General features: G+C 61.1%; 16 protein-coding genes. 12 read left to right on the plus strand and 4 right to left on the minus strand.

Annotation, left to right across the window (positions count from 1 at the left end; translation table 11 throughout):
- Positions 1-153: 153 nt before the first annotated feature.
- Entirely contained in the window at positions 154-798 is a 645-nt protein-coding gene (locus ACKJSM_RS19960) for a dual specificity protein phosphatase family protein (RefSeq protein ID WP_410238615.1), read from the minus strand.
- A 296-nt stretch (positions 799-1,094) separates the two neighbouring features.
- On the opposite strand from ACKJSM_RS19960, the gene ACKJSM_RS19965 reads away from it, so the two are divergent.
- The 3 genes from ACKJSM_RS19965 to ACKJSM_RS19975 are packed head-to-tail and all read left to right on the plus strand — an operon-like array spanning position 1,095 to position 4,942.
- Positions 1,095-1,841, plus strand: coding sequence for a gluconate 2-dehydrogenase subunit 3 family protein (locus tag ACKJSM_RS19965; RefSeq protein ID WP_236180063.1), 747 nt, complete (start codon positions 1,095-1,097; stop codon positions 1,839-1,841).
- Positions 1,842-1,843: 2 nt separating this feature from the next.
- Positions 1,844-3,628, plus strand: coding sequence for a GMC family oxidoreductase (locus ACKJSM_RS19970; protein ID WP_410238616.1), 1,785 nt, complete (start codon positions 1,844-1,846; stop codon positions 3,626-3,628).
- A gap of 12 nt (positions 3,629-3,640) precedes the next feature.
- Positions 3,641-4,942: a c-type cytochrome gene (locus ACKJSM_RS19975; RefSeq protein ID WP_410238617.1), complete on the plus strand. Its 1,302-nt coding sequence runs from the start codon at positions 3,641-3,643 to the stop codon at positions 4,940-4,942.
- Positions 4,943-4,995: 53 nt separating this feature from the next.
- Here ACKJSM_RS19975 and ACKJSM_RS19980 read toward each other — a convergent pair whose 3' ends face one another.
- The gene (locus ACKJSM_RS19980) at positions 4,996-5,298 is read right to left on the minus strand and encodes a hypothetical protein (RefSeq protein ID WP_007953977.1); all 303 of its coding nucleotides are present in this window, start codon (positions 5,296-5,298) and stop codon (positions 4,996-4,998) included.
- Positions 5,299-5,531: 233 nt separating this feature from the next.
- Between ACKJSM_RS19980 and ACKJSM_RS19985 the strand changes: the two genes are divergently transcribed.
- The 3 genes from ACKJSM_RS19985 to ACKJSM_RS19995 all read left to right on the plus strand — a co-directional run bounded on the left by ACKJSM_RS19985 (position 5,532) and on the right by ACKJSM_RS19995 (position 9,178).
- On the plus strand, positions 5,532-6,590 hold the full coding sequence (locus tag ACKJSM_RS19985) for a PA0069 family radical SAM protein (RefSeq protein WP_039764828.1): 1,059 nt from the start codon (positions 5,532-5,534) through the stop codon (positions 6,588-6,590).
- A gap of 239 nt (positions 6,591-6,829) precedes the next feature.
- Positions 6,830-7,561, plus strand: coding sequence for a carbonic anhydrase (locus ACKJSM_RS19990; protein WP_410238618.1), 732 nt, complete (start codon positions 6,830-6,832; stop codon positions 7,559-7,561).
- A gap of 90 nt (positions 7,562-7,651) precedes the next feature.
- Positions 7,652-9,178, plus strand: a complete 1,527-nt coding sequence (locus ACKJSM_RS19995) for a SulP family inorganic anion transporter (protein ID WP_236180055.1) — start codon at positions 7,652-7,654, stop codon at positions 9,176-9,178.
- Positions 9,179-9,228: 50 nt separating this feature from the next.
- Here ACKJSM_RS19995 and ACKJSM_RS20000 read toward each other — a convergent pair whose 3' ends face one another.
- Positions 9,229-9,861, minus strand: coding sequence for a hypothetical protein (locus tag ACKJSM_RS20000; RefSeq protein ID WP_236180053.1), 633 nt, complete (start codon positions 9,859-9,861; stop codon positions 9,229-9,231).
- Between the two features lie 369 nt (positions 9,862-10,230).
- Between ACKJSM_RS20000 and coxB the strand changes: the two genes are divergently transcribed.
- The 4 genes from coxB to ACKJSM_RS20020 all read left to right on the plus strand — a co-directional run bounded on the left by coxB (position 10,231) and on the right by ACKJSM_RS20020 (position 14,519).
- Positions 10,231-11,358, plus strand: a complete 1,128-nt coding sequence (coxB, locus tag ACKJSM_RS20005; RefSeq protein ID WP_236180051.1) for a cytochrome c oxidase subunit II — start codon at positions 10,231-10,233, stop codon at positions 11,356-11,358.
- Positions 11,359-11,440: 82 nt separating this feature from the next.
- Positions 11,441-13,027, plus strand: coding sequence for a cytochrome c oxidase subunit I (gene ctaD / locus ACKJSM_RS20010; protein WP_236180049.1), 1,587 nt, complete (start codon positions 11,441-11,443; stop codon positions 13,025-13,027).
- Between the two features lie 27 nt (positions 13,028-13,054).
- Entirely contained in the window at positions 13,055-13,606 is a 552-nt protein-coding gene (locus ACKJSM_RS20015) for a cytochrome c oxidase assembly protein (RefSeq protein WP_410238619.1), read from the plus strand.
- 25 nt (positions 13,607-13,631) lie between these two features.
- Positions 13,632-14,519 (plus strand): cytochrome c oxidase subunit 3, encoded by an 888-nt coding sequence (locus tag ACKJSM_RS20020; protein WP_236180047.1) that lies wholly within the window; start codon positions 13,632-13,634, stop codon positions 14,517-14,519.
- An 8-nt stretch (positions 14,520-14,527) separates the two neighbouring features.
- On the opposite strand, the gene ACKJSM_RS20025 is transcribed toward ACKJSM_RS20020, so the two are convergent.
- A complete protein-coding gene (locus ACKJSM_RS20025) occupies positions 14,528-14,731 on the minus strand; it encodes a twin transmembrane helix small protein (protein WP_064592503.1) in 204 nt (67 codons plus the stop codon).
- 72 nt (positions 14,732-14,803) lie between these two features.
- Between ACKJSM_RS20025 and ACKJSM_RS20030 the strand changes: the two genes are divergently transcribed.
- Both ACKJSM_RS20030 and ACKJSM_RS20035 read left to right on the plus strand, forming a co-directional pair.
- On the plus strand, positions 14,804-15,544 hold the full coding sequence (locus tag ACKJSM_RS20030) for an SURF1 family protein (protein WP_410238620.1): 741 nt from the start codon (positions 14,804-14,806) through the stop codon (positions 15,542-15,544).
- A complete protein-coding gene (locus ACKJSM_RS20035) occupies positions 15,510-16,103 on the plus strand; it encodes a hypothetical protein (protein WP_410238621.1) in 594 nt (197 codons plus the stop codon). Before ACKJSM_RS20030 ends, ACKJSM_RS20035 begins: the two co-directional genes overlap by 35 nt.
- The last annotated feature ends 9 nt before the right edge of the window (positions 16,104-16,112 follow it).

Below are 16,112 nucleotides of genomic sequence, written 5' to 3' on the forward strand. Positions count from 1 at the left end.
GCTTTAATCGCGACTGGGTGTTCAACGCGCAAACCGGCCGCGAGTTTCGCACCACGTTCTTTGCACCCGGGGCGGGGCGTGCGCTGCTGGACGCGGTGGAAGCATTCGTCGGCCGCCCGATTACCGGCCTCGTTGATGGGGAGGCCGGGCAGATCACTTCAGATTGACCGTCTGAAACCAGCTTTTCATCGAACACATGGCGAACGCGCTGGTACTGCAATCGCCATTGGCCAGCGCGGTGCGCAACTTGTCCACATCAGCCTGCATCACGTAACGCACACTGTCCCGGAAGTGCCCACTCTCACCAAAACCGCCCTGGGTCATTTCGTTCAGTGCGTCTTCCTTGCTCCAGCCCTGCACCACGATCCGGTACATCGCCGCCATCAGGCCGGTGCGATCGGAGCCGTGCTTGCAGTGCATCAACACCGGGCCGTCGGCTTCGGCGGCCTGGATTGCACGCAGGGTCTTGAGCACATCACTGTCGTCCACGTGATTGGTGCGATAGGGCAATTGCACCTGATGGATACCGGGCGCTTTCAGCCAGCTGGAATCCGCTTCCGGCAGGAAGTTGATGACCGTGGCCACCTTCAGGTTGTTCAGCAGCGGTACCGCACCGTCATCGGGAAGTGCACTGCGGTACAGCGTGGGCGACATCTGGAACAGGTTGTATTGCACCTCTACCGGTTGCGCCCACTCGACGGGACGGGAAGGCGGTATTTGCGCAGCCTGAGCTGGAATCCAGCAGATCAGGGCCAGCAGCGACAAACAGAATGCGGAAGAAAAACGCGTCAGGAACATGCTTTACGGCAACCGTGTGAGTTTCGTCAGTGAGGGCCGCAGCTTGCGGGTCACGCAGTCAAATCCCTGTGAGGCGCTCGTAAAAGAATCGTGAATACCCCGGCTCCCTTGTTCGATAAGCAGTCTTTTTTGGCTGAATCGGTTCATCTCGTTGCTTAGCCTGCTACCATTTGTCACATCATGTTGCAGGCGCGTCCCCTTGCTCCCGGTCGTTCCGGCCATGTCGCAGCCAGAAAATTCTTGAGTCGTTCGCAGAAACGGCTGACAACCATCAATGCCTGATGAGGTGCACCCCCATGTCTGATGAAGATCGAGACAACCCGCGGCGTGAGTTTTTGCGCAAATCCCTGACCCTGATACCGGTCGTCACCCTCGCCGGCAGCGGACTCGGCAGCACGGTGCTGCAAGCCGCGCCCGAAAGCACGCCTGCCACAGCCCCGGCGAAACAGGCCGGCGTTGCAGCCAGCCCTTATCAGCCAAGCTACTTCACTGCCGAAGAGTGGGCGTTCATCAATGCCGCCGTCGCGCAGTTGATCCCCAACGATGCGCAAGGCCCAGGTGCACTCGAAGCTGGCGTGCCGGAATACATCGACCGTCAGATGAACACCCCGTACGCCGCCGGCGCCCTTTGGTACATGCAGGGCCCGTTCAATGCCGATGCCGCGCCGGAGATGGGCTGGCAGAGCAAACTGGTGCCCAAAGAGATCTATCGCCTCGGCATCGCCGCCACGGATCAGTGGGCAAAATCCCTCAACGGTAAAACATTTGCCGAGCAAGACAGCGCTACCCGAGACGATCTGCTCAAACAGCTGGAAGCCGGGAAACCGCAATTCGACAGCGTTCCGGCGAAGATTTTCTTCAGTCTTTTGCTGCAAAACACCAAGGAAGGGTTCTTCTGCGATCCGATCCACGGCGGCAATAAAGGCATGGTCGGCTGGACCATGATCGGCTTCCCCGGCGCCCGCGCCGACTTCATGGATTGGGTGGAACGCAACGAGCAGTACCCCTTCCCGGCAGTTTCGATTCGCGGCGAGAGGGCGTGAGCATGGCAACGGTAATGAAGAAGGTCGACGCAGTGATCGTCGGTTTCGGCTGGACAGGCGCGATCATGGCCAAGGAACTGACCGAAGCCGGACTGAACGTGCTGGCGCTGGAGCGCGGGCCGATGCAGGACACCTACCCCGACGGCAACTATCCCCAGGTGATCGACGAACTCACCTACAGCGTGCGCAAAAAACTCTTCCAGGACGTTTCCAGGGAAACCGTCACCATCCGCCACAGCGTCAACGATATCGCCCTGCCAAATCGCCAATTGGGCGCGTTCCTGCCGGGCAATGGCGTGGGCGGCGCCGGGCTGCACTGGTCGGGCGTGCACTTTCGGGTCGACCCGATCGAACTGCGCATGCGCAGCCACTATGAAGAGCGCTACGGCAAAAGCTTCATCCCCAAGGACATGACTATCCAGGACTTCGGCGTCAACTATGAAGAGCTGGAACCGTTCTTCGACTTCGCCGAAAAAGTCTTCGGCACCTCCGGCCAGGCGTGGACCGTGAAAGGCCAACTGGTCGGCCAGGGCAAGGGCGGCAACCCGTACGCACCCGATCGTTCGAACCCGTTTCCGCTGGAAGCACAGAAGAATACGGTTTCCGCACAGCTGTTCGGCAAAGCAGCCACGGAGGTCGGTTACAAACCCTACAACCTGCCTTCCGCGAATACTTCGGGGCCGTACACCAACCCCTACGGCGCACAAATGGGCCCGTGCAACTTCTGCGGGTTCTGCAGCGGTTACGTTTGCTACATGTACTCCAAGGCGTCGCCGAACGTGAACATTCTGCCGGCCCTGAAACCGCTGCCGAATTTCGAACTGCGGCCCAACGCCCACGTACTGCGGGTCAATCTCGACAGCACGAAAACCAAAGCCACCGGCGTCACCTACATCGACGGCCAGGGTCGCGAGATCGAGCAGCCGGCGGATCTGGTCATTCTCGGCGCGTTCCAGTTGCACAACGTGCGCCTGATGCTGCTCTCCGGCATCGGCAAACCCTACGACCCGATCAGCGGTGAAGGCGTGGTCGGGCGCAACTTCGCCTACCAGAACATGGCCACCATCAAGGCGTTCTTCGACAAGGACACCCACACCAACAACTTCATCGGTGCCGGCGGCAACGGTGTGGCGGTGGATGATTTCAACGCCGACAACTTCGATCACGGACCGCATGGCTTCGTCGGTGGCTCGCCGATGTGGGTCAACCAGGCCGGCAGCCGACCGATCGCCGGCACCTCCAACCCGCCGGGCACGCCGGCCTGGGGCAGTGCGTGGAAACGCGCGACCGCCGATTACTACACCCATCAGGTGTCGATGGACGCCCACGGCGCGCATCAGTCCTACCGTGGCAACTACCTCGATCTGGATCCGGTGTACCGCGATGCCTACGGCATGCCGCTGCTGCGGATGACGTTCGACTGGCAGGAAAACGACATCAAGATGAACCGCTTCATGGTCGAAAAAATGGGCAAGATCGCCGAGGCCATGGGCCCGAAAGCCATCGCCGTGATCGGCAAGAAAGTCGGCGACCACTTCAACACCGCGTCGTACCAGACCACCCACCTCAACGGTGGCGCGATCATGGGCACCGATCCGAAGACCAGCGCGCTGAACCGCTATCTGCAGAGCTGGGATGTGCACAACGTGTTCGTTCCGGGCGCCTCGGCATTCCCGCAAGGCCTGGGTTACAACCCGACCGGCCTGGTCGCTGCGCTGACCTACTGGTCGGCGAAAGCGATCCGCGAGCAATACCTGAAAAACCCCGGCCCGCTGGTTCAGGCTTAAGGAGCGATGACCATGAAGACTCTCGTTATCGCGACCCTGGCGCTGCTCGGCAGCGTTGCCGTTCATGGCGCCGAAGTTGATCAATCCTTGATCAAGCAAGGCGAATACCTCGCCCGTGCCGGTGACTGCGTGGCCTGCCACACCGCCAAGGACGGCAAGCCGTTCGCCGGCGGCCTGCCGATGCAAACCCCGATCGGCACGATCTACTCGACCAACATCACCCCGGACAAAACCGGGGTCGGTGACTACAGCTTCGAGGACTTCGACCAGGCCGTGCGTCATGGCGTGGCCAAAAATGGCAGTACCTTGTACCCGGCGATGCCGTACCCGTCCTACGCCCGCGTCAGCGAAACCGACATGCAGGCGCTCTATGCCTACTTCATGCACGGCGTGGAACCGGTGGCGCAGGAGAACAAGGCCAGTGACATCCCGTGGCCATTGAGCATGCGCTGGCCGCTGACAGGCTGGCGCTGGCTGTTCGCGCCGAAGGTCGAGGACTACAAACCCGCGTCGGACGATGCCGTCGTCAGCCGTGGGGCGTATCTGGTAGAAGGCCTCGGACATTGCGGCGCCTGCCATACGCCACGGGCCCTGACCATGCAGGAAAAATCCCTGAGCGCAGCCGAAGGCAGCAGTTTTCTGTCAGGCAGTGCGCCGCTGGAAGGCTGGATCGCCAAAAGTCTGCGCGGCGACCACAAGGACGGTCTCGGCAGCTGGAGCGAAGAGCAACTGGTGCAGTTCCTCAAGACCGGTCGCAGCGACCGCAGCGCGGTGTTCGGCGGCATGAGCGATGTGGTCACCCACAGCATGCAGTACATGACCGACGCTGACCTGACCGCGATTGCCCGTTACCTGAAATCGCTGCCGGCCAATGATCCGGCCGATCAGCCGCATCAGTACGACGCGAAAACCGCCAAGGCTTTGTGGAACGGCGATGACAGTCAACGTGGCGCCTCGGTGTACATCGATAACTGCGCCGCCTGCCACCGCACCGACGGCCATGGCTACACCCGTGTGTTCCCGGCGTTGGCGGGCAATCCGGTGCTGCAATCGGAAGACCCGACCTCGCTGATCCACATCGTGCTCAAGGGCGGCACCCTGCCTGCGACGCACACGGCGCCGTCCACCTTCACCATGCCCGGTTTCGCCTGGCGTCTGTCGGATCAGGAAGTGGCGGATGTCGTGAGCTTTATTCGTGGAAGTTGGGGTAACAAGGCATCCCCTGTCACCGCGAAAGAGGTTGCCAAGTTACGCACCGACGATATGACTACAACTTCGGCCGGTGACCTTGGGCAAGTAACCAGCCACAACTAAGCGCAATAACCCCTGCATGATTAATCATGCAGGGGTTATTCATTCAATCGCTGTTACGGATTGGTAATACTGGCATAGGCCTTGGCCAGGGCAACCAGCTTGGCTCGATCCTGCTCGCCGATTTCACCGTCACGATCCACATCGTGCTCCAGACGGCCGATGCTGAAGGTATGGCCGCCATCCCGGGAGGTCGCGGTGACAAAAATCGGGTCAACCAGCATTTCGGTCTGCACGCCGGCCTCGGCATCCCAGCCCAGTTCCTTACGCGCCAGTTGCATGGAAACCAACGTATTGGGCTCCGATGGGCCGGGCTGCATCAGTTGCAGAAAAATACCGCGCGAATTAAAAAAAGACATCATCAAATCCTTTTGCCATTTATACAGTCAAGTGTTGTGAAGCGGAGTGGATACTACGAACTTGAACAGTAAACGAACAGCCAACTTATGTTTCTTCAATTTGCACAACTGCAACTTTACCGCTAAACAAACTTATAACTAACCGCGGGATTTATTGATGGACGGCTGAACGGTAGTGGATCATCCGCCACCTTGCAGATACTGTATGCATGTACAGACCAAGGACACCCGTGATGACCAGCCCCTTGCCCCCGCGCGGTCGCGGCACCGCCACCAACCCGCACAACCGCTTCGCACCAAGTCGCTCGGTGGCCGAGGACGACGGCTGGTATCAGGAAGTGCCACTGACCCAGGGCACCGAAGTCAGTTTCGAAACCGCGAAGACCATCATTACCCGCAACACTTCGCCGGACCTGCCCTTCGACCGCTCGATCAATCCCTATCGCGGCTGCGAGCATGGCTGCATCTATTGCTATGCACGGCCCAGCCACGCCTATTGGGACATGTCGCCGGGGCTGGATTTCGAAACGAAGCTGATCGCCAAGACCAACGCCGCCCAGGTGCTGGAAGAGCAGCTGGGGAAAAAAGGCTATCAATGCGCGCCGATCAACCTTGGCTCCAACACCGATCCCTACCAGCCGATCGAACGCGAACACCGGATCACCCGCCAGACCCTCGAGGTACTGCTGCGCTACCGGCATCCGGTGACCATCGTCACCAAGGGCTCGCTGATCCTGCGCGACCTCGACCTGCTCACCGAACTGGCACAACAGCGGCTGGTGGCGGTGATGATCAGCCTGACCACCCTGGACGACGAGCTCAAACGCATCCTCGAACCCCGCGCCGCTGCGCCCAAGGCGCGGTTGCGGGCGATCCGGGTGATGCGCGAGGCGGGGATTCCGGTGGGGGTGCTGTGTTCGCCGATGATTCCGATGATCAATGACAGCGAGATCGAAAGCCTGCTGACCGAAGCCCACGCGGCCGGTGCCCAGAGCGCGGCCTACATGATGCTGCGCCTGCCCCTGGAGGTGGCGCCGCTGTTCGAGGAATGGCTTGAGGCGCACTACCCGCAACGCGCCGCCCATGTCTTGAGCCTGATCCGCCAGAGCCGTGGCGGCGAGCTGTACGACAGCCGTTTTGGCGCGCGAATGCGCGGTGAAGGGCCGTTTGCCGACCTGCTTGCCCAGCGCTTCGCCAAAGCGCTGAAACGCCTGGGGCTCAATCACCGCGAAGGCTTCAACCTCGATTGCACGGCCTTCTGTCCGCCGGGTCGCCAGATGGCGCTGATTTAGAAACTATTGGCCCTCTGATTGAGAGGGAGGAATGCCAGGTCCGGTTTACGCCGGTCACGTTTTTTGTGACCTGGAACACACGTTCTAGAGCGCTTGATTCAGTTTGAGTTAAGTTTCGGCGGTTACCTTGTTCATCGAGTGACTGACGGGTCGGGATGACTCGGATGTTCTAAACAGCCACTGGCTTCACACCGGAATACACGGGAACGACTCCCCGAATCCGCCAATGAGGATGAATCATGAGTGACAAGGATAAACAGCCGTTGGCTGCGTCGGCGCAAGCCGCCCCTGTGGCGGAATCCGCCGATGCAGCGTTGAAGCATATCGTTGACGGCTTTTTGCATTTTCATCATGAGGTCTTTCCGCAGCAGGAAGAACTCTTCAAAAAACTCGCCACGGCCCAGTCGCCACGGGCGATGTTCATCACCTGCGCCGATTCGCGCATCGTGCCCGAACTGATCACCCAGAGCTCGCCCGGCGATCTGTTCGTGACCCGTAACGTCGGCAACGTCGTACCACCCTACGGCCAGATGAACGGCGGCGTTTCCACCGCCATCGAATACGCGGTACTGGCCCTCGGCGTGCAGCACATCATCATTTGCGGCCACTCCGACTGCGGCGCCATGCGTGCGGTACTCAATCCGGACAGCCTGGAAAAGATGCCGACGGTCAAAGCCTGGCTGCGCCACGCCGAAGTCGCAAAAACCATGGTGCATGACAACTGCAACTGCACCGACGAAACAGAAAGCATGCCGATCCTCACCGAGGAAAACGTCATCGCCCAACTGCAGCACTTGCGTACCCATCCTTCGGTAGCCTCGCGCATGGCGAACGGTCATCTGTTCATCCATGGCTGGGTCTACAACATCGAAACCAGCGAAATCAAAGCTTACGACGCGGATCAGGGTTGCTTCCTGCCGCTCGACGGCAGCCATCCGATCCCGGTGGCGACGCCCAAAGCGCGCTTCTGAATCCTCCTAAAAATCCGTGTGGTTTGACGCCGGCCGCTGTATCCGCGGCCAGGCCTTGCCACGCCTGAAGAAAACTTCGGGAGAATCGCCATGCGTGCGGCTCAATTGAAAGCTGTGTTGCCACGGGAGTTGCTGGCTTCAGTGGTTGTGTTTCTGGTCGCTCTGCCGCTGTGCATGGGCATTGCGATTGCGTCAGGGCTGCCGCCGGCCAAAGGCCTGATCACCGGGATCATCGGCGGTCTGGTGGTGGGCTGGCTGGCGGGTTCGCCGTTGCAGGTCAGCGGGCCGGCGGCGGGTCTGGCGGTGCTGGTGTTCGAGCTGGTGCGCCAGCACGGCATCGAGATGCTCGGGCCGATCCTGCTGCTCGCCGGATTTCTGCAACTGGTAGCGGGACGCCTGAAGCTCGGTTGCTGGTTCCGGGTCACGGCGCCAGCGGTGGTGTACGGCATGCTTGCCGGTATTGGTGTGTTGATCGTGCTCTCACAGGTGCATGTGATGCTCGATGCGTCACCGAAACCTTCAGGTCTCGACAACCTCACGGCATTCCCCGGCGCGGTGGCGCAGGCCTTGCCGTCGTTTGGCTGGCAGGCCGGGCTGCTCGGGCTGTCGACCATCGCGGTGATGTGGCTGTGGGAGAAATTCCGCCCGCATTCGCTGCGCTTCATTCCCGGCGCGCTGCTCGGTGTCGGGCTGGCAACCGGTGCCAGCCTTTTGCTGGCGCTGCCAGTGAAGCGGGTTGAAGTGCCGGCGAATCTGGCCGAAGCCATCGACTGGCTGAAACCGGCGGATCTGTTGAGTCTGGCCGACCCGACGCTGCTGATTGCCGCGTTCGCCGTGGCCTTCATCGCCAGTGCCGAAACCCTGCTGTCCGCCGCTGCGGTGGATCGCATGCACAGCGGCCCGCGTTCGGATTTCGACCGTGAGCTGTCGGCGCAGGGCGTCGGCAACATGCTCTGTGGTCTGGTCGGCGCACTGCCGATGACCGGGGTGATCGTGCGCAGTTCGGCCAACGTCCAGGCCGGCGCCACCACGCGTTACTCGACGATTTTCCATGGCCTGTGGCTGCTGGCGTTCGTGTTGTTGCTGTCGAGCGTGTTGCAGAGCATTCCGGTGGCGAGTCTGGCCGGCGTTCTGGTCTACACCGGTTTCAAACTGGTGGATCTCAAGGCGTTCCGTGGTCTGGGGCGTTACGGCCGGATGCCGATGTTCACCTACGCCGCCACAGCGCTGGCGATCATCTTCACCGACCTTCTGACCGGCGTGCTGATCGGTTTCGGGCTGACCCTGCTGAAACTGGCGTTCAAGGCCTCGCGCCTGAAAATCAGCCTGATCGATCTGCCGCAGGACGGGGAAATGGAGTTGCGTCTGGTGGGCGCGGCGACGTTCCTCAAAGTGCCGGCACTGACTCAGGTGCTGGGCAGCATTCCGCCGGGCACGACAGTGCACGTGCCACTCAACCATCTGAGCTACATCGACCATTCGTGTCTGGAACTGCTCGAAGAGTGGGGCCGGGCGAATGCGGCCAAGGGCGCGAAACTGTTGATCGAGTCGCGCGGGTTGAAGCGACGGCTTGAGGGGCGGATCCGCACCACCACCGGGATCGGCGCGGCAGGCTGAGAACATTGGGGGAACAGAGCAATCTGTTCCCCCAATCGTTTGCGCACAGATCAAGCCGCAGGCTGATCCAGCTCCAGGCCCACGCCCAGACGGCGACTCATGCACGGCCAGCGTTTCCACGCCGCACCGGTGTCCGGGCTGCTGAGTTTCTCGCGGTAGGCTTCCACCGACTCCAGCGCAAAGCTGTCATCGTCGAGCATGCTGTCCACCGCGTGATGCACCACTTCGTCGAGTTGGTTGGCAAATTCCTCACCGATCAACTGGTGAGCAATCAGATTGGCGACCGTCATGTCCAAGGGGATCAGTGGCTGGCCGAAATGCTTGATGTACAGGTCGTTGACCTCTTCGACAAAACGGTGCGCCAGATAGGCTTCGTCCAGCAGACTGTCCAGGCCCACGGGCGGCTGGATGAAGTACTGCTCGGCGATTCTCAGCACCGGTTTGATCTGCGATTCGATTCCCGCTTCCCTGGCGACTTCATTGGCTGCATCCAGCAGGTCTGGCACTTCGTCGATGTAGGCGGCGACAAAACGCGTCAGCACGCCGTTGGCGTCGGTTTCCGGCAACTGGATCGCCGGGTGCAGGTGTTGCAGTTGGGCTTCCAGCTGACGGGTCAGCTTTCCGGTTTCAATCTCGTGTTGTCGGGCTATGTGGATCTGCTCGCGCAATGCGGCGGTGTTCATGAAAACTCCAGGAAACAAGGCAATGAAATAGGGAAGACATAACTTAGCTGGCTTACGAAAAATGCTAAGACGCATTTGTCATAATTATTTCATCCTTGATGCACCGGCGTTATATCGGTTTGCCACCACTCGTCTGCATCCTTCTCCATTCGTGCCCTGGAACGCAAGTGCCAGCTGTTTCATTCGATTTACGTGCGCACATTGCATTTTCCAGCCGCTGTCTATACTCGCCATTGAATGGAGTTAGCTGATGACGCCCGACTGCCCACGCAGCAAGGCCCGGCGATTCAAGTTCGTAGTCTGATGCAGCCGCTCCCTTGCCTCTGGTGAAAGCCGGCGGGATAACAAGAACGATAAGGGGAACCCGCAATGATGCGACATCCACACGTCTGGATGGGCCTCCTGTTGTGGTCGATTTTCAGCCCGGCCAACGCGGCCTGGACTGTGAATATGGCGCCTGGAGCGACTGAAATCAGTCACGCAGTATTCGACCTGCACATGACCATTTTCTGGATCTGTGTGGTGATCGGGATCATCGTCTTCGGCGCCATGTTCTGGTCGATGATGGTGCACCGCCGTTCCACCGGGCAGGTCGCCGCAAAATTCCACGAAAGCACCACCGTCGAAATTCTCTGGACCGTCGTCCCGCTGCTGATCCTGGTGGCGATGGCCGTTCCGGCGACCGCGACCCTGATCAAGATGTACGACACCAGTGAGCCGGATATCGACATCCAGATCACCGGCTATCAGTGGAAGTGGCACTACAAATACCTGGGCCAGGACGTCGAGTTCTTCAGCAACCTGGCCACCCCCGCCGAGCAGATCCACAACAAGGAAGCCAAGGGCGAGCATTACCTGCTCGAGGTCGACAAGCCGCTGGTGCTGCCGACCGGCGCCAAGGTGCGCTTCCTCGTGACCTCCGCCGACGTGATCCACTCCTGGTGGGTGCCGGCCTTCGCGGTCAAGCGCGATGCGATCCCCGGGTTCGTCAACGAAGCCTGGACCCGTATCGACAAACCCGGCCTCTACCGTGGCCAGTGCGCCGAACTGTGCGGCAAGGATCACGGCTTCATGCCGATCGTGGTCGAGGTCAAAGAGAAGGCCGACTACGAAAAATGGCTCGCCGAGCGCAAGGCCGAAGCGTTGCAGCTCAAAGAGCTGACCAGCAAGGAATGGACGCTGGACGAGCTCAAGGAGCGTGGCGACAAGGTTTACCACACCACCTGCGTCGCCTGTCACCAGGCCGAAGGTCAGGGCCTGCCGCCAATGTTCCCGGCCCTCAAGGGCTCGAAAATCGCCACCGGCCCGAAAGACGCGCACCTGAGCATTGTCTTCCACGGCAAGCCCGGCACCGCCATGGCGGCGTTCGGCAAGCAACTGTCGGAAGTCGATATCGCAGCGGTCGTGACCTACGAACGTAACGCCTGGGGCAACAACAAGGGCGACATGGTCACGCCAAAAGAAGTGCTGGAGCTGAAACAGGCGGAAAGCAAATGAGCCGGTCTATTGCGTACTACGTGAACCGGTCGGAGCCCTGCGCACCGGCCTGCCCAGTCCACTCACTTGAAGGAGACCGGCCATGAGCGCTGTCATCGATGACCACGGTCATGCCGACCACGCCCACGGCCCCGCCAAAGGCCTGATGCGCTGGGTGCTGACCACCAACCACAAGGACATCGGCACGCTGTACCTGTGGTTTGCGTTCTGCATGTTCCTGCTCGGCGGCTCGTTTGCCATGGTGATCCGCGCCGAGCTGTTCCAGCCCGGCCTGCAGATCGTCCAGCCGGAATTCTTCAACCAGATGACCACCATGCACGGCCTGGTGATGGTGTTCGGTGCGGTGATGCCGGCGTTCGTCGGCCTCGCCAACTGGATGATCCCGTTGATGGTCGGCGCGCCCGACATGGCCCTGCCGCGGATGAACAACTTCAGCTTCTGGCTGCTGCCGGCGGCGTTCCTGCTGCTGGTCTCGACCCTGTTCACCGCCGGTGGCGGGCCGAACTTCGGCTGGACGTTCTACGCACCGCTGTCCACCACCTATGCGCCGGAAAGCGTGACGTTCTTCATTTTCGCCATCCACCTGATGGGGATCAGTTCGATCATGGGCGCGATCAACGTGATCGCCACCATCCTCAACCTGCGCGCCCCCGGCATGACCCTGATGAAAATGCCGCTGTTCGTCTGGACCTGGCTGATCACCGCGTTCCTGCTGATCGCGGTGATGCCGGTGCTGGCAGGGTGCGTGACGATGATGCTGATGGACATCCACTTCGGCACCAGCTTCTTCAGCGCCGCCGGCGGCGGTGATCCGGTGCTGTTCCAGCATGTGTTCTGGTTCTTCGGCCACCCCGAGGTGTACATCATGATCCTGCCGGCCTTCGGTGCCGTCAGCCAGATCATCCCGACCTTCTCGCGCAAGCCGCTGTTCGGCTACACCTCGATGGTCTACGCCACGGCGAGCATCGCGTTCCTGTCGTTCATCGTCTGGGCGCACCACATGTTCGTGGTAGGCATCCCGCTGGTGGGCGAGCTGTTCTTCATGTACGCGACGATGCTGATCGCGGTGCCGACCGGGGTGAAGGTGTTCAACTGGGCCAGCACCATGTGGCAAGGCTCGATGACCTTCGAGACACCGATGCTGTTTGCCGTGGCGTTCGTGATCCTGTTCTCCATCGGCGGTTTCTCCGGGCTGATGCTGGCCATCGCCCCGGCGGACTTCCAGTACCAGGACACCTACTTCGTGGTCGCGCACTTCCACTACGTATTGGTGCCGGGGGCGATCTTCGGGATCTTCGCGTCGGCCTATTACTGGCTGCCGAAATGGACCGGTCATATGTACGACGAAACCCTGGGCAAATTGCACTTCTGGCTGTCCTTCGTCGGCATGAACCTGACCTTTTTCCCGATGCACTTCGTGGGCCTGGCGGGCATGCCCCGGCGGATTCCGGACTACAACCTGCAGTTCGCCGACTTCAACATGGTGTCGTCGATCGGCGCGTTCATGTTCGGTGCCACGCAGATCTTCTTCCTGTTCATCGTGATCAAGACCATCCGCGGCGGCGAGCCGGCTCCGGCCAAACCGTGGGATGGTGCCGAAGGTCTGGAATGGAGCGTGCCGTCACCGGCGCCGTATCACACCTTCACCACGCCGCCGGAAGTGAAATGAACCCTGTAGCCGTTGAGGGCCGCCGCCATGGCTGACTCGATCTCGATGAAGAAGCTGGTCACCCGACTGATCGGCGTGGTGGTGGCGATGTTCGTCTTCGGTTTTGCCCTGGTGCCGATCTACGACGTGATGTGCAAGGCGTTCGGCATCAACGGCAAGACCGCCGGGCAGTACGAGGGCGAGCAGACCGTCGATGCCTCGCGGCAGGTGCGGGTGCAGTTTCTGTCGACCAACACCGCCGACATGCCGTGGGATTTCTACCCCAAGCATGACGAACTGACGGCCAACCCCGGCGCGGTGAACGAGATGATCTTCATCGCCCGCAACCCCACCGACAAGCCGATGAGCGCGCAAGCGGTGCCGAGCATCGCGCCGAGCAATGCGGCCGCGTACTTCCACAAGACCGAATGCTTTTGTTTTACCCAGCAGGTGCTGCAGCCCGGTCAGCAGATCGAGATGCCGGTGCGTTTCATCGTTGACCGCGACATGCCCAAGGACGTGAAGCACCTGACGCTGTCCTACACGCTGTTCGATATCACCGCCCGACATCCTCCGGTGGCTGCAAACACTGGCGGTTAAGCGTGCCCGATAAGGAGAACAATAAATGGCAACTCATGAGCACTATTACGTCCCGGCCCAGAGCAAGTGGCCGATCGTCGCCACGGTGGGGATGTTGGTCACCGTGTACGGCCTGGCGACCTGGTTCAACGATCTGAAGGCGGCGCGTCCGGAGTCCCACGGCCCGCTGATCTTTTTCGTCGGCGGACTGTTGCTGGCGTACATGCTCTTCGGCTGGTTCGGCACGGTGATCAAGGAAAGCCGCGCGGGGTTGTACAGCGCGCAGCTGGACCGCTCGTTCCGCTGGGGCATGAGCTGGTTCATCTTCTCCGAGGTGATGTTTTTTATCGCCTTCTTCGGCGCGCTGTTCTATGTGCGGCACATCTCCGGCCCGGCGCTGGGCGGTGAAGGCACCAAAGGCATCGCGCACATGCTCTGGCCGAATTTCCAGTTCACCTGGCCGCTGCTGCACACGCCGGATCCGAAACTGTTCCCGCCGCCCAAGGAAGTCATCAGCCCTTGGGGCCTGCCGCTGATCAACACCATCCTGCTGGTGAGTTCCAGCGTGACCATCACCATCGCCCACCACGCGCTGAAGAAAGGTCATCGCGGCGCGCTGAAACTGTGGCTGGCGATCACCGTGCTGCTGGGCTGCGCGTTCCTCGGCTTCCAGGCCGAAGAGTACATCCACGCCTATCAGGAACTGGGATTGACCCTCGGCTCGGGCATCTACGGCGCGACGTTCTTCATGCTCACCGGTTTCCACGGCGCCCACGTAACCATCGGCACGATCATTCTGTTCGTGATGCTGATGCGCATCATGAAGGGCCACTTCGACAACGAACATCAGTTCGGCTTTGAAGCGGCGAGCTGGTACTGGCACTTCGTCGATGTGGTGTGGATCGGCTTGTTCATCTTCGTGTATGTGCTCTGAGGATCCGCTCACCAAGGCGCGTGCGACACCAGTTGGCCGCTGTAGAAACCCCAGGCGATCAGGCCGACGGTGACGGCGGCCAACGTCACCCGAACACTCAAGGCGATTACCAGCCGATTCGAGCTGCTGTCGTCCTTGACCAGGAAAAACAGGCCGCTGAACAGGCTGACCACCGTGGCAATCAGCATCAGGACGATGGCTGCTTTGAGCATGGAAAGAACTCCGGGGGAACAAGCGATGCAGTTGAGTATAGCGATCACGCTCACTGATTTTCTGGCACGGCCATGAAGCGCTTCCGGCCGGGCGTGGTGCCGACCCTGGTGGTCGGCCTGCTGCTGCCGTTGCTGATGTCGCTGGGCTTCTGGCAACTGGGCCGGGGCGCGGAGAAAACTGCCCTGCTCACCAGCTACGCCGAGCGCCGCGCCGCCGAACCGATGGCCAGCACCGAGTTGCTGCACAGCGCCGAACCGGCCTTCCGCCGGGTGCATCTGCACGGCCGGTTCGATGCCGCCCACAGCCTGTTGCTGGACAACCGTCAGCGCAACGGCAAGGTCGGCGTCGAATTGCTGCAACCGTTTCAGGATCAACGCAGCGGCCAGTGGCTGCTGATCAATCGCGGCTGGCTGCCGTGGCCGGACCGGCGCACGCCCCCGCAATTCAACACGCCGACGGATGACGTGAATGTCGATGCCTGGGTGTACGTCGCCCCCGGCGCCACTTTCCAGCTGCACGCCGACCCGGACAGCCAGACCTGGCCGCAAACCATCACCGCCGTCGATCCCGCAAAACTGTGGAAAACCCTCGAACGCGACGGCTTCGCCTACGAATTACGTGCCGAACCCGGCCCCGCCATCTATCAGGCCGACTGGCCGGTGGTCGCGATGGGCCCGGAAAAACACCTCGGTTACGCCGTGCAGTGGTTCGCCATGGCCACCGCCCTGCTCGGTCTCTACCTCTATCTCGGCTGGCACAACGCAAAGGAGAAACACCATGGGAGCGGCCATGAATCCACCCAGCATGTCTGAAGCAAAAGCCCCGGCCAGTCGCCGTCGCGGACGCATCCAGCTGCTGCTGATCGTGCTCGGCGTGGTCGGGCCGATGATCCTCGCCACCGGCATGTACAAGTTGCAGTTCTGGGTGCCGGAAGGTCGCAGCTATCACGGCGAACTGATCGGCAACGGCCAGACCCGCGCCGACCTCGGCATCCAGGCTGACGAAACGCGCTGGCAGATGTTGGTCACCGCGCCGAAGGATTGCGCGGTGGACTGCCAGCAACTGGTGTACCTGGCGCGGCAGATCCAGATCGGCCTCGGCCGCGAAGCCGGGCGCGCCAGTCACGCCCTGGCCGCTGCGCAACCACTGGGCACCGAGTACGAAGCCAAGCTGACCCGCGAATACCCGCAGCTGCAACGTTATCCGCTGGACGCAGCCACCTTCAGCAAAGCCACGGGCGACAAGGCCACGCCGCAACTGTGGATCATCGATCCCCACGGCAACCTCGTGCTGCGCTACGAGCCGAGCGTCAAGGGCAAGGATCTGCTCAACGACCTGCGCCACCTGCTGAAACTGTCGAACATCGGATAAGGGCATCGT

The organism is Pseudomonas sp. PHC1, from assembly GCF_046487845.1.
GTDB classification, from domain to species: domain Bacteria; phylum Pseudomonadota; class Gammaproteobacteria; order Pseudomonadales; family Pseudomonadaceae; genus Aquipseudomonas; species Aquipseudomonas sputi.